Below are 14,815 nucleotides of genomic sequence, written 5' to 3'. Positions count from 1 at the left end.
CGAACCCGCCAAATGAACTCAACTTAAAAAGATACTTCCAACTTGCTATCTGGCAACCTAGCCCCTGGGGTGATGCTCGCTGTGGAGTTGACTGAGTCTGGCTTTGGCCACATGGGTGTAAATCTGTGTGGTGGACAGATCGCTATGCCCCAGTAACAACTGCACCACACGCAGATCTGCGCCATGATTTAGCAGGTGCGTCGCGAAAGCATGCCTCATTGTATGGGGGGAGATATGCGTCACTATGCCTGCCCTAAGCGCGTAGAGTTTAATTCTATGCCAGAAGGTCTGCCTGGTCATCATCTGGCCACGTTTAGAGGGGAATAACACATCACTGAGCTTGCCTTTAAGCAACTCGGCTCTGGCTCCCTCAAGATAGTGTTCAACTTCGTTGACGGCAAGCTCTCCCAGAGGCACTAGCCTCTCCTTACCACCTTTGCCCACTACCCTCACCAGCCCCTGCCTGAGGCTGAGCTGCTCCATGGTCAGGCTCACTAGTTCAGTCACTCGTAGCCCGGTAGCATAGAGAAGCTCCAGCATAGCCCTGTCACGGCACTCAATGGGATCTTGTAGATCCGGTTCATTGAGCAAGATATCCACATCGGCCTCGCTGAGTGAATCAGGTAACTTACGGGCTAATTTAGGCGACTTTATCCGAGCGATAGGATCCGCTTGAATCAACTTTTCAAGCAACAAAAAACCATAGAAACGCCTCAGACTACTCATCAGACGAGCACTGCTGGTACGGGCGAAACCTTTATCAAATCTCACATCCAGATAGTCACGGATCAATTCCTGAGATACCTGAACTAACCCGGCCCCCAATTTCTGAATATAACGATCGAAATGGCGTAGGTCGGTTCGATAGGCTGAGAGCGTATTATCACTCAATCCCCGGTTCGACCAGAGGTCATCAAGAAAGGTATCGATAAGCGGGTCGGGTTGATATTGTTTAGATTCAGCAGGCTCAGCCAAGCTAATCACTCCTTTGAGGCATTAAAAAAGCGCGTTCTCATCGAGACCGCGCTTAGTATTCTATGACATACTCAGGAAATTAACAGAGTATGTATGGAGTTATCCCAAAACAGGCTCTGCTTTACTCTTCTTGATAAATAAACACGCCATAATTGCCAGCCCTGTCGGCAGTAACCAGGCCATGCCTTCATTATTCATTGGCATGAAATCCACCAAGCCCATATCGATACCGGCCGCTTTAAGACCATCGATAATACCAAATACCAAAGCGACGCTCAGCACGATACGATGAGAGAGCTCAGGCATGGCAAACTTATTCGTTAAGAAAGTCACCGCAACTAAGGCGATAGCAACAGGATAGATGGTGTAGAGCACAGGTACGCTTATGCTGATCAGTTGAGATAAACCAACGTTCGCCACTGTGGCACAGGCCAGACTCATGATAACCACGAACATTTTGTAGGATATGCGTGGAAGCAGATCATTGAAGAACTCGGCACAAGCCGTCACCAGACCAATAACCGTGGTTAAACAGGCTAGTGTGACCACGGCCGCCAACAAAATCTGACCTAGACTGCCGAACTCATGGTTCACATAGTTGGTTAATATCGTCCCGCCATTGTCTGCGCCATTGGCGAGTTCACCGGCAGAGGCACCTAGATAAAAGAGAGAGATATAGACAAATGCCAGACCGGCTGCGGCAATCAAGGCGGCTCTAATCAGGTATTTAGTCTGATCTTTACTGTCACTCACCCCTTTACGACGAAGAATATCGATAATCAACATGCCGAAGATGAGTGATGCCAAGGTATCCATGGTGTTATAACCTTCCAATATACCTTTGGTCAGCGGGTTAGTCTGATAATCACCCACGGCTTGGCCAACGTCTGACCCAGGTAACACCATGACAGAGATAGCTAAACCCACCAGAAGAAAAATCATAATAGGCGTAAGTACCTTACCCACACTGTCGAGCAGTTTTCCCGGATAAAGTGCCATTAGCATGGCTCCACCAAAGAAGATTAAGGTGTAAATAAGCTGGGAAACATTAAGCACTATGCCAGCGATCATAAAGGTTGCATTGCTATCTGCCAGGAAAGGTTTAAAGCCCATTTCATAGGCCACTAATCCCGCTCGTGGGGCCGCGAATGCAGGACCGATAACGATATAAATAGCGATGGCAAAAATGGTTGCAGCCAAAGGAGGGAGTAAACCCATGATCTTACCGTTCGCCTTAGCAACCGCGATCAGGGTGATCAGGGGCAAAGTTACCGCCGTGATCAAGAAGCCAATCATGGCTAAAGTCATATTTTCCCCAGCGAGGAAACCTGCCAATGGCGGGAAAATAAGATTACCGGCGCCCAAGAAGAACGCGAACGTCATAAAACCTAACCCTAAGGTATCAGCCATGCTCATCTGTTTGTTTTGCACTTTTTGCCCCATCATCTTTTATTGTTTTGTAACGATCTCAAGTTATTAGGCCAATCACAGGCTCTGTAATTGGAGATTATATTATGTGTAAACTAATAATTACATGAGTCCGTGGTAAATTCGGTCGACACTTGGCGAGTTTATGAGCAAAAGCGGAGTACCTGACGCTAACATTACTTAAAACTGGCTTACCTAGCCTAAAAAAGTGCTTAAAGCCCTATTCCAGAAGCATACTATTAGCAAATACCGCATTATTTAACAAGGAACCTACTAAAATCAGAAATAATTAACACCGGAAATACAACGGTATCGCAACACCAATGTAAATATTCCCACAGAGCAACAGCATCAAGCGTAGAAAAGAGGCTGTCATCACAAGCCAGCAACATAATTAAAATCAGAGCCCAAATGAAAGCCATTAACCAATCTCTGCTATTAGAGTACAATCCTGCACCTAAATTTTTAATTCAGAACAGATCAGACTCGATGCCATTTACCTTCAAACAATTTCATATAGATGACCATAACTGCGGCATGCCTGTTAGCACAGATGCTGTGATTCTCGGAGCCTGGGCACCTCTGACCCAAGCCAAGAATATTCTTGATATTGGTGCAGGAAGCGGACTACTAAGTTTAATGGCCGCTCAGCGAAGTGAAGGGATTATCACCGCAATCGAACTCGATGAAACCGCGGCATCGGCTTGTGAGAGAAACTTTCAGGCCTCTAAGTGGGATAAGAGGTTTACAATAGAGCAGTGTGCTATTCAGGACTTTGTTCTACAGGGCTTGGACACCCAAGTAAAATTTGATCATATCATCTGCAATCCCCCTTATTTTAAAGGCGGGACACAATCCAAAAATCAACTTAGGGCAAAAGCCAGACATACCGACAGCTTAGATTTTTCATGCCTAATAAAAGCCATAACTCGCCTCTTGGCAGCCGATGGTACCGCTAGCCTCATTCTCCCCAGTCAAAGTATGCCTAAGTTTCAGCAAGAGCTGGCATGCTCAGAACTCGTCATGACCCGGGTCATGGATATTGCAGATTCTGCAGCTAAGAAACCCCACAGACATGTGTTTAATTTAGCTCACAGGCAAGCTCCCTCCCCAGAACAGAGCAATCGAGTCGACTCGAGCCACTTCTGTATCAAGGAAAGTGATGGCAGTTATACCCAAGAGATGATTGCCCTAATCACCGGGTTTTATCTCAAATACTAGCCCGTTTCCGGATGAAGTTTATCTCCGGAACGACCGATAATTTAGATGAAATTAAGAGCTAGTTTGGTATATTTTGGTGTATAATGCGCGGCTATTATTTATTGAGAACGCTGCGCATGCTATTTGAAGACTTCCTGCTTGACCCTATTTTACTAGAGTCATTAAGAGCCATGGGCCATAAAAAGCCCACCACGATACAGCAACAAACCATTCCATTGGCGATGGAGCAGAAAGACATTTTAGCTCGGGCACCAACAGGGACAGGCAAAACTGCCAGTTTTCTGCTGCCAGCGATCCAACATCTCATCGACTTTCCTCGTCGCTTCGGCGGTCAGCCCCGTGTCCTTGTATTGACACCGACCCGTGAGCTTGCCAGCCAAATTCATCGTTATGCCTCGCATCTGTCGACAGGTCTGGATCTCGATATCGCCATCATCACAGGCGGCATGCCCTACGGCCCACAAGAAGAAGCGCTAAAGAATAATGTCGATATCTTAGTCGCCACTCCCGGCCGCTTGATGGAATATCTGGACAAGGGTAACTTCAATGCCGAAGAGGTTGAAGTGTTTGTCATCGATGAAGCCGACAGAATGCTGGATATGGGATTCTCCGCCGCGGTCGAGACCTTAGCCATCGAATCAGTTGGTCGCAAACAGACCATGCTATTCTCGGCAACGCTAGAGGGCAGTGATGTGGGACGTTTCTCACACCAGCTGCTGACAGATCCAGTTAAGGTAGAGGCCGAAGCACCGCGCAGCGAGAAAGCCAAAATCCACCAATGGATCCATATTGCCGACAATAAAGAACATAAATTCGCCATGCTGTGCAACATCCTCAGACAGGAAGATGTGACGCGTACCATAGTGTTTGTTAAGACCCGAGAAGGTGTAGCAAGCCTGGAAGGCTTGCTACAGAGAGAAGGGATAACATGTAGCTTTATGCGTGGCGACATGGAACAAAAACAGAGATTCCAGGCTTTGGGCCGCTTCACTAAAGGCGAAGTCAATGTCCTATTGGCCACCGATGTCGCCGCTCGCGGCATCGACGTAGATGATATCAGTCATGTAATCAACTTCGATATGCCAAGATCTGCAGATACTTATGTACACCGCATCGGACGTACTGCCCGCGCAGGCGCCAAAGGCACGGCTATCTCTCTGGTCGAGGCTCACGATATCCGCGTAGTCGGCAAGATTGAACGCTACATTGACCAGGTCCTTAAGCGCAGATTCATCAAAGATCTTCGCCCTAAGAACAAGGAAGCTAAGCCTCCTGGGAAAAACAAGGTTAAGCCTGGTGCAACAAAGACATTCAGTAAGAAAAATAAGAAGAAAAAGAAGAAGTAGGTCTTTCATCTGCACACTTTATTCTTATTCATTAATAAAAAAAGAGTCGCTAACCGCGACTCTTTTTTTTACATTTTTTCTGTAGGAGGGGCTTTAGCCCTACCAGCGCAGCGTTGTCTTTGCCCTACCAGCATTTAAGCAGGTTGAATAGCAAAGACGACGGCCTTCGGCCTATCGCTCCGCGGACGGCTACGCCTATTCGACGGGCTCCGCCCTGTTAGTAAAAGCGAACTGCGCAGCGTCATCTTTCCTGTTGTTTAGCCCCGAGGCTTATAGGTTCAATATCTCCCGGCTAAAGCCAATCCTACTCTCCTGATCCAAAGTCAGGAAAAGGTTAAATTTCTAGGTGTTAGATACATTTATTTTACAAAAACAGATTTATCCAACCCTGATACTCTGGTAATTTAGTTAGTAGAAAAATTTCAGCAAGGAAAAGCGGGAAAATAATGATAAAAACAATCCTGAGAAGATCTTCTCCCCTATTGATTCTTTTGGTTTTCGGTGCAGCTGCAGCATTACTCATCAGCACCAAGGAAGCACCCGAGCAGAAAGAAGATGAAGTGCCTGTGCCCATCATAGATGTTACCCGTGTCGAGCAAAAAACCGTGTCTTTAAATTTGCCTTCATACGGTGTCGTGACTCCCAAGAACAAGACACAGCTGGTAACAGAAGTTCAGGGAAGAATGCTGACAATAGCCCCCAATTTTGTCGCCGGTGGTGTGGTGAAAAAAGGCGAACAACTTGCCGTTATCGAGCCTTCTGATTATGAAGCCGACCTGATGCAGGCCCAGGCCTCTCTCGCTCAAGCCGAAGCAGCACTCGAAGAAGAGGTTGCCCGAGGCGAAGTGGCTAAGAATGATTGGAAAGGATTCGATGGCGGCATCCCACCCGAGCTTGGATTACGTCTTCCTCAGCTGAAAAAAGAACAGGCCAATGTTAAATTCCAACAGGCAGCGCTGGCTCGCGCTCAACGTAACCTTGAGAGAACCATCATTCGTGCACCTTTCGATGGCATCATCAAGTCAAGAATTGTCGACTTAGGCCAGTACGTCACCTTAGGCACTAACCTAGGTGAACTCTACGATACCCGTACCGCCGAGATCCGTTTACCTCTTGCAAATAATGACCTCGCCTACCTGGAGTCAGTCGATAAACCCGATACCTTGGTCACCCTCAGTGCATCATTAGCCGGGAAAAATGTCACCTGGATTGGGACTATAGTAAGAAGCGAAGGCGTTATCGATGCCGAAAACCGTATGGTGTATCTGGTTGCCGAAATTAAAGATCCTTACCTGAGAATGAACCGTAAAGAAGGTCAACTTCCTCTTAAATACGGCAGTTTCGTTACCGCCGTAATTAAAGGCCGCACCGTAGACGGTATTGTACAGTTACCCCGACATCTGGTGCGTAACGGCAGTGTGGCCGTAGTATCGAGTGACAATGTCATCGAGATCCGCGAAGTCAATGTGGTCAGAACCGATATCGACAGTGTGTATATCAAGGACAGTCTGATCGATGGAGAGCGTATTTCACTGACTAAACTCAATAATATGTCTACGGGTCAGGTTGTTAAAATCCTCGGTGAAATGCAGAAAAATGATACCGGGGCTGACACCCCAGATTCAGAGACCAAGGAGCAGCGACTCGCTAGCGCGGGTGAACACTAATGGATGTACAAAAAGTGGATGCTCAAAAAGGCATAATTGCCTGGTTTGCTCGAAACAGTGTTGCTGCAAACCTATTAATGGCTTTCTTAATTTTAGGCGGCCTGTTTAGTAGTTATTTCTTGGTTAATAAGGAAATCTTCCCCTCGTACGAGCTTAACTACCTGCAGATATCGGTGGCTTACCCTGGCGCTGCGCCTCAAGAGATTGAGGAGGGGATCAACATTAAGATTGAAGAATCGATCCAAGATATCAATGGCATCAAGAAGGTCACCTCAGTGGCCAGTGACGGCTTTGGTAATGTCACCATAGAGGTCGAAGATAACTATGATCCTCAGGATATCCTCGATGAAGCTAAACTTGCGATAGATGCAATTTCAACCTTTCCAGATAATATCGAAAAGCCAAATATTTTTCGTATCAAACCAGAGAACAATGTTATCTGGGTCTCTGTGTATGGCGACCTGACTCTCCATGAGATGAAGGAGTTAGCTAAGTCTATCCGCGAAGATATCACCTCCTTACCTGCGGTTACCCGGGCAAAAGTCACTGGGGTCCGTGACTATGAGATAAGCATTGAACTGTCTGAAGATAAGCTTAGGGAGTATGGCCTCAATTTCGCCCAGGTCGCTCAAGCTGTACAGAACTCTTCGATAGATCTTCCCGGCGGCTCTATTCGCGCCCAAGATGGTGACATCTTGCTACGTACTAAGGGGCAGGCATACACAGGTGAGGATTTTGAGAAAATAGTCGTCAGCACCCGTCCCGACGGCAGCCGTATCATGTTGCCCCAAGTCGCCACCATCAAGGATGGCTTCGAGGAACGATTGGAATATACCCGCTTCAACGGCAAGCCTGCGGCGATCATTGAAGTTAGTAGCATAGACGATCAAAATGCCCTCGATATCTCGGCTCAGGTAAAGGCCTATATCGAAGAGAGGCGTGCGACACTGCCTGCTGGTGCTCAGCTAGATACCTGGGGCGATCTGACTCATTACCTCAAAGGACGCCTGAACATGATGTTATCTAACATGTTCTATGGTGCACTACTGGTGTTTCTGATTCTGGCCATCTTCCTGGAACTCAAGTTAGCCTTCTGGGTCATGATGGGCCTGCCAGTGTGTTTCCTCGGCGCCGTGTTGTTGATGCCGGTAGAACCTTTTTCACTCTCTATCAACCTGCTTACCCTGTTCGCCTTTATTCTGGTGCTGGGCATAGTGGTGGATGATGCCATCGTCATAGGTGAAAGCGCCTATACAGAGATAGAGAAACACGGTCATTCACTAGAAAATGTCGTCAGGGGCGCCAACAAGGTGGCCATGCCTGCAACGATTGGGGTGTTAACCACAATCGTGGCTTTTCTACCTATGCTGATGGTCTCCGGTCCCCAAGGTATTATCTGGAAATCTATCGGTATGATAGTGATCCTCTGCCTGATGTTTTCTCTGGTGGAGTCTAAGTTGATTCTTCCGGCTCACCTCGCGCATATGAAGCCCAAGAAACCTAGGTCCAAATTAGGTAAAATGGGACTATTAAAAGCCAAGTTGAACGACAAGATCCAGTATTTTATCCATCATAAATATCGCTACTTTCTCGAACGCTGTATCAAGCAAAGATATAACGTTGTCGCCATTTTTATCGGGGTACTGATCCTATCCATCGCCTTAGTGGCAAGTGGTAAGATACGCATGGTCACCATGCCTGATCTTCCGTCCGACTTTATTCAAGTACATTTAGATATGGATGAAGGCAGCTCTGAAACTAATACCTTAAAGGTGGTCAAAGAGATCGAAGAAGCCCTCTACGCCATGAATGACAAGATGAAGTCTGAAAATGGCTACGAAGTGGTCAAGCACAGCTTTATCGACATGAGCTCGAGAACCTCGGCCTTTATCTTTGCCGAGCTGACTAAGAGTGAAGACCGTGAGGTCGATGGTGTCGCCATTGCCTCGGCCTGGCGTGAACAGCTGCCTGAGTTGATTGCCGTCAAAAAACTCAATATTAACGCCAGCACCAATGAGGGTGGCGGCGATATCTCTTTCAGATTAACCGCAAGCAATCTCGAACAACTGTCAATGGCTGCTACAGAGCTTAAACAGAAACTAAAAACCTATGAGGGTGTCTACGATATTTCAGACAACTTCTCATCGGGTAGCCATGAGATACGCTTAACGATCAAGCCAGAAGCAGAGGCTCAGGGACTCACCTTGTCAGATCTAGCCAGCCAGGTTCGATATGGTTTCTATGGTTATGAAGCGCAGCGCATCTTGCGCAACAAGGAAGAAGTGAAGGTGATGGTGCGCTATCCGCTTGAGCAGAGACGTACTATGGGCCATCTGGAAAATATGATGATCCGCACGCCCGAAGGTATTTCGGTGCCATTTTCGACGGTTGCTGAGATTGAAATGGGTGACTCTTACTCCTCAATCACGCGAGTCGATGGTCGCCGCGCCATTAGTATCATAGCCAACGCAGATAAAAATAAGGTCGAGCCTTCCAAGATTGTTGCAGAGATCCAGCAAGATTTCCTGCCTTATTTAGAAAATAAGTACCCTGCCATCTCGACAGCACTGGATGGTAGCAGCGCCGATGATCAGAGTGCCTTAATAAGTCTGTTGCAGGGCTTCTTCTTTACTCTATTTGCTATCTACGCACTGATGGCTATCCCGCTCAAGTCATACAGCCAGCCACTGATCATCATGTCGGTTATCCCCTTCGGTATCATTGGCGCCTTATTTGGTCACCTGTTGTTGGGACTGACGCTCAATATCTTAAGCCTGTGCGGTATCATCGCCTTGGCAGGCGTAGTCGTGAATGACTCTCTGATCTTGGTCGACTTCGTCAACAAGGCAAGAGCACAGGGTCAATCGATTACTCAGGCTGCTATTGAATCAGGGTGTTATCGATTCAGGGCTATCATCTTGACTTCTATGACCACCTTCGTCGGCCTGGTGCCAATTCTATTAGAGAAGAGTCTACAGGCACAAATCGTCATACCTATGGCGACATCACTCGCCTTTGGAATCGTCTTCTCAACGATAGTGACACTGATCCTTATTCCTCTGCTCTATATCATATTGGATGATATCAAACGCACTAGCCGCCGTTTCTACAACTGGTGGTGGCAGCCTAAGACACTAATGTCTCATTCCCATGAGTCTGATGCGGTGACCAGAAACAAATAGATAAATGCTCTCTCCTCCTTCAGTGAGCCAGTGAACGGCCTAGAACCTAAGTTCTAGGCCGTTCACGCTAGATATATCTAACTTCCGTGATCGCTTTGGCAGTTTCCAGCCCCAAGCTTGCCTACAATAAAGTCCAGAGAGAATAACTTAGGGCTTATACCATTCCGAGTAAGTATCGGATCATTCAGCGGGAGTTCAAAGCGCTGTAGGCAAGACGAATGTTTGAAGCTAATAGTTATTCTCGGCAACAAGCTCCTGCGTTGCTCTACCTCCTGCATCCATGCAGTCGTATATCGAGAACATTCAACGTAGCATAAAGGGCTTTGAAACCCTTACCGCGTGAGGCTCTCAGTGTTTCCACTTCGGTGTTGCATTGACTTAAAAGGGAATAACCATTTCCTCATCAATGCGCCTTGAATTGAAAAAACTGAGGGCCTCTGAACTGACCACATACTTATATGGAATGGTATTATATGGCTAACTCAACCTTAATTTACGATATACGTAATAGTCGCTACCTTAATATTACCGGTCGATGCACGTTGCGTTGCCAATTCTGCCCTAAGCATAACGGCAGTAAACAGGTCCATGATTACCAGCTAGCTTTAGATCATCAGCCCACTGCCGAGGAGATCATCCCTCTGCTTGGCGACATCGATGCCTATGATGAATATGTCTTCTGCGGCTATGGCGAACCCACTCTTAATTTAGCGACCTTAATTACTGTGGCAAAGGAGATTAAGCTCAGAGGCGGCCAAGTCAGAGTCAATACCGATGGCTTAGGTAACTTGTTTCACAGACGCAATATATTGCCTGAACTGGCACCTTGGGTAGATAGTCTGTCAATTTCACTCAATGCAGATAATGAAACCGCTTATCTGATGCATTGTAAGCCCAAGTTGAAGGGGAGCTATGACAGCGTTAAAGCCTTCATTCGGCTGGCAGTCAATACTATCGATTCTGTACAGGTCTCGGCCATAGATGGTCTGGAAGGGGTGAATATTGCGGCTTGTAGAACTTGGGTTGAGCAGAGCGGCGCTGAGTTTAAACATCGAAGCTTAGGTGTCGTCGGCTGAATGCTCCACTCGTCACCTTAATGGGTAGACAAGAAGCTCATTAGCTTGAACAAGGCAAAGTTATATTCATGTAACCGGCAGTGCTCGCAAATTTGATTTATGTTAATATGATTTCCCATAAAACAAACAACAAAAATACCTTAGATGTTGACGCCAAAACTATCACCTCTTATCCCAGCCCAAGATATTCATTGGTCGAATCAAAGACTATTGTCGGTGGCAACACAGATCTTCATTCTGATAATCAGCGTGGTATTACTCAGTAACGTCATCATCACCTTAGGCGAACGTAGACTCCAGGAAGACTGGGCGACTCAGAGGTACAGTGAACTCCAGGCTGTGGGCACCTTGATTGCAGATAAGGTCTCTTTCCAGCAATTTCGCACTCAGATGTTTGCCAAGTCAGAACTGCTCAAGCGCTACTTGGATGTGCCTAGTATTCCCAGGCAAGACAAGCTGGAGAAAAACTGGGATGTAATCACCAGTAATATTCCCGAACTGTTAGATATCGCCTTGTTCGATCCCCAAGGTAACTTCAAATTCGCTACCAGCGATAATTTCGGCCATGAACCTCTGCCCCCTTCCCTGCTCGGCGGCTCGAGAAACATGGGTGGCAACGAGATCTATACCTCTCCACTGGAATTTAGTCCGGTCAATGGCAAGCTAGAGCCTTACCTCTATCAACTTGCCTGGCTCGAAAATCCCGATCAGAGTGTTCGAGGCTATTTAGTGACATATAACTCTATGTCTAAGATGCTTAAGAGTATCAAGCCTGCCTATTCCAGCGGTCAATCACCGTTACTGATGTTAGATACTCAAGGCTTGCTCTATGCAGGTGCAGATTCCCGTCCGTCATTAAAACGTGTTCCCGATACTATGGGAGGCAGCATAAAACAGAGCTATCCGGCGCTATGGCGTAAGATGGCCATGAGTAATTTCGGTCAGTTTCATGGTGATAATGCCACCTTCGTCTATCTAAAAATCGAGCTGACGACCCAATACGAGACCCGCAGAGAATACTTCTTGGTATCCTACGTGCGCAACGATGATATTGCAGCCAATTTTTCCCAGTGGCGCACCATACTCATGAGCTGTGCTTTTATGCTGACTCTGTTGGCCTCTGTGCTCATTCTGCTGAGTCACTTTTATCGTCTAGAACAGAGATCAAGACAGTTCAGCATAGAGTTATCGAATCGCCTCTTCCACCGACAGGTGGGGTGCATCATAGTCAATCATAACAATCGGATAATTTCGGCGAATGAATTGGCGGCAACTCAGTTATCTTTGCCTAAAGATGAGCTACTCGATCGCAGTCTACAAAGAATCCTACAGCTTGAGGACGATGACTATTCTCGTATCGTGACTGAGATCCAGCAAAAGCAAGAGTGGAAAGGTGAACTTAGTCTGGATATGGGTGCCGAGACACAGGCCAAGTTAATTGCCCATATAAAAACCCAGGCCTCTAAAGATGAACGCAGAGCTTATCTGGTCATCACCTTCGAAGATGTCAGTGAGCTCAAACACGCACAGCAAGATGCCTACCTGAGTAGAGTCTTAAATAATAGTGGAGTGCCATCGGCCCTGGTTCAGGCTGACGGCACTATCATTCGTGCTAACCCCGCATTTGAACAGCAGATGCAGTCAAACACCGAATGTAGCAATATCATTGACACCTTACCCGATGATTTAGGTGATAAGTGGTCACAAATTTCTCAACTAATATTACTTCAGGGGAGTTGGAAAGGTCAGGTATTATGTTCCTCATCGAGTGCTAATACCTGCTTACAAGCCACACTTAAGGGTCATATCGATGCGTCCGGAGAGCTGGATTATATCGTCTGTACTTTCGAACAGGCGATCATCAAGAATAATCATGATGAATCCGGTGTGCTTGTGCCTCATCGCTCAACTATCTTAGTCAACTATAGAGATCTTGAAAGCTACTTCGATTCATTAGAGCACACGAGTAAAGATCGCTCCAGCCTACTCCTGTTGGACATCACCTCTGAGAGTATGCTGAGTCATATGAGTGATATAGGGCTGCTTGAGAGCAGGCAGAAAGAAGTTGAGATATTTCTCCTCAGAGAGCTGCCATCGAATTACCAGATGTCTCACTGGCAACTAGGTAAGCTTATCTTCATCTTGCCCGATACTGATGCAGACCAGGCACATTATTTCGCCATCAAGTCTTTAGCGAGTCTCAATGATATGGGGCTGGGCAAAGGTATCTGTATGGGCATAGCGTCTTTTCAACCAGAGCAAAATCTCGAACAGTACTTGAGTAATGCCGAGGTCGCACTTAAACGCGCTAAGCAAATAGGCGAACAAAATATCTGTCAGGCCTTTACGCGCTAAAGCTGAGAAAGAGTCTAGTTTCTAGTTTCTAGCATCTAGGCTCTTATCCTATCACTGCTATGCCTTCGGGCAGTTCACTCTGGCTGATATCGATAATCGTCGAGCGATTCATGGTGATCTTATAACGCGCATATTTCACTGCGTCTTTGCCGTCTTTCACCGCTAAGATCAGATTGATCTGGTAACGGCGTTCCACCGAATCATTGCTGATTTTACCATCCTGTTCCTTGTAGATCTTCGCCTTGCCCCGCTCCAGATAGCGGGCGAATGGAGCTAAGCTAAAGTTTACCTGCTCCTGTATCGACGTATAACCAGCCAGAAACTCTTTCTGGGTCACGCGGGTATGAATGCCGTAATGCAGCACTTCGGCATCGAGCTTATTTTGTCTGTGGCGCCGTTTAAGAATTTCAGCGACTGTATCCGGTAACTCGATCGTTTTCATAAAGTCTAACCAGACCAGCTGCTTAGCAATCGGGGCTTGGCTGTTGGTATCTCTGAGTAGTCTGCTCCACTTGGGCCTGCCCTTCTGAATCAGGCGCCAGAGTGCATTTCGAATATCTTCCTTAAAGATCTCACGAAAACCATAGATCACAGCCAGAGTTAACACTAAGGCTATGGTTAAGCCGCTAAATACACCCTGAGCCTTGATAATAAGCGCCGACACTACCAACATCACCATGGCCGTCGCAAAACCGGTAGTCATCTTCTTCAGGCCTGTGCCTAAAGTTTTCATCTCCTCTTTCAATACAACACCTTGTTGTATTAGGCGCCTGAGCAGCAACATCTTATTGGAGATGCGATTAGGATCATCCTTTGTCTGTTGAGAATTATACCGCTTAGTTTTTCTATGTTCGTTCTCAGCCCTACACAGGGCAATAGCCGAATCTAGAACCTCACTGTACTCGCTACTTCTAGGCGCTCTGGATAGCAGTTTCAGTAGACGCTGTTCACAGAACCAGGAAAGGTAATTGTCGGCGTTCTCAAAATAAGACTTCCATTTAGGATCGCTGGGCTCATTGCGACGAAACTTCTTCAGCAGTTGACTCACTAAGTCACACAGACCTTGCAGAGAATTGAAGAAGTCTTCAGGCTCTTCAATCTGTGCCAGCTCCTTGCTATCCGTCTCGATGGCAACAGAAAATTGATAGGCAAATAAATTCAAGTAGAGACGAAATTCTTCTACCGTACGTTTTTTCTGACTGGCAAAACGGCTCTGTACCAAGGGAAGGTGAAGACCGCTGGAATAATATGAGCGACGCCCCGTGATGGCCGAATGATAGTACTCCTCTTCATTTAAGCTCTGAGGACCTATTCCCATCTCTTTAGGCAAGAAGAAATAGAGATCCAGACGTCGGTTATCTCCCACCTTCATCTGATGGATGAACTTAATAGAGAGTGACTCTTCCTGCTTGACTCTAATCTTAGACACTTAGCTCCAATTTCCTTTAAATTCAGTATAATGCCTTATCGATCTAGCCTGTTCCCTCTACGTCATCATACTGTTCTTGAGAAAGAGCAGGCGATTATCTCAGGGGACAAGGTTAACAATTTACTATGGCAATGTT

At 46.7% G+C, this 14,815-nt stretch carries 9 protein-coding genes; 6 read left to right on the top strand and 3 right to left on the bottom strand.

Going from position 1 to position 14,815, the window contains the following annotated elements; all coding sequences use genetic code 11:
- Positions 1-57 precede the first annotated feature (57 nt).
- Entirely contained in the window at positions 58-975 is a 918-nt protein-coding gene (gene xerD / locus FS373_RS11150; RefSeq protein ID WP_152829441.1) for a site-specific tyrosine recombinase XerD, read from the bottom strand.
- Between the two features lie 99 nt (positions 976-1,074).
- Entirely contained in the window at positions 1,075-2,421 is a 1,347-nt protein-coding gene (gene brnQ / locus FS373_RS11145; RefSeq protein ID WP_185976964.1) for a branched-chain amino acid transport system II carrier protein, read from the bottom strand.
- Positions 2,422-2,892: 471 nt separating this feature from the next.
- On the opposite strand from brnQ, the gene FS373_RS11140 reads away from it, so the two are divergent.
- The 6 genes from FS373_RS11140 to FS373_RS11115 all read left to right on the top strand — a co-directional run bounded on the left by FS373_RS11140 (position 2,893) and on the right by FS373_RS11115 (position 13,250).
- Complete coding sequence (locus FS373_RS11140) at positions 2,893-3,624, top strand: tRNA1(Val) (adenine(37)-N6)-methyltransferase (RefSeq protein ID WP_152829521.1); 732 nt, start codon at positions 2,893-2,895, stop codon at positions 3,622-3,624.
- Between the two features lie 116 nt (positions 3,625-3,740).
- The gene (gene srmB / locus FS373_RS11135; protein WP_144048839.1) at positions 3,741-4,970 is read left to right on the top strand and encodes an ATP-dependent RNA helicase SrmB; all 1,230 of its coding nucleotides are present in this window, start codon (positions 3,741-3,743) and stop codon (positions 4,968-4,970) included.
- A 446-nt stretch (positions 4,971-5,416) separates the two neighbouring features.
- Positions 5,417-6,637 carry an efflux RND transporter periplasmic adaptor subunit gene (locus FS373_RS11130; RefSeq protein WP_144045153.1) on the top strand — a complete coding sequence of 407 codons (1,221 nt, stop codon included), beginning with the start codon at positions 5,417-5,419 and terminating at the stop codon, positions 6,635-6,637.
- A gap of 14 nt (positions 6,638-6,651) precedes the next feature.
- Entirely contained in the window at positions 6,652-9,819 is a 3,168-nt protein-coding gene (locus FS373_RS11125; RefSeq protein WP_322619491.1) for an efflux RND transporter permease subunit, read from the top strand.
- A 473-nt stretch (positions 9,820-10,292) separates the two neighbouring features.
- Positions 10,293-10,895: a TatD family nuclease-associated radical SAM protein gene (locus tag FS373_RS11120; protein WP_152829439.1), complete on the top strand. Its 603-nt coding sequence runs from the start codon at positions 10,293-10,295 to the stop codon at positions 10,893-10,895.
- A 144-nt stretch (positions 10,896-11,039) separates the two neighbouring features.
- Complete coding sequence (locus FS373_RS11115) at positions 11,040-13,250, top strand: PAS domain-containing protein (protein ID WP_144045151.1); 2,211 nt, start codon at positions 11,040-11,042, stop codon at positions 13,248-13,250.
- Positions 13,251-13,293: 43 nt separating this feature from the next.
- On the opposite strand, the gene FS373_RS11110 is transcribed toward FS373_RS11115, so the two are convergent.
- Positions 13,294-14,679, bottom strand: a complete 1,386-nt coding sequence (locus FS373_RS11110) for a hypothetical protein (RefSeq protein WP_322619484.1) — start codon at positions 14,677-14,679, stop codon at positions 13,294-13,296.
- Between the last annotated feature and the right edge of the window lie 136 nt (positions 14,680-14,815).

This window comes from Shewanella sp. YLB-07 (assembly GCF_009377275.1).
The sequence above is the reverse complement of the archived record's forward strand: the minus strand, read 5'-3'. Positions and strand labels throughout refer to the sequence as shown.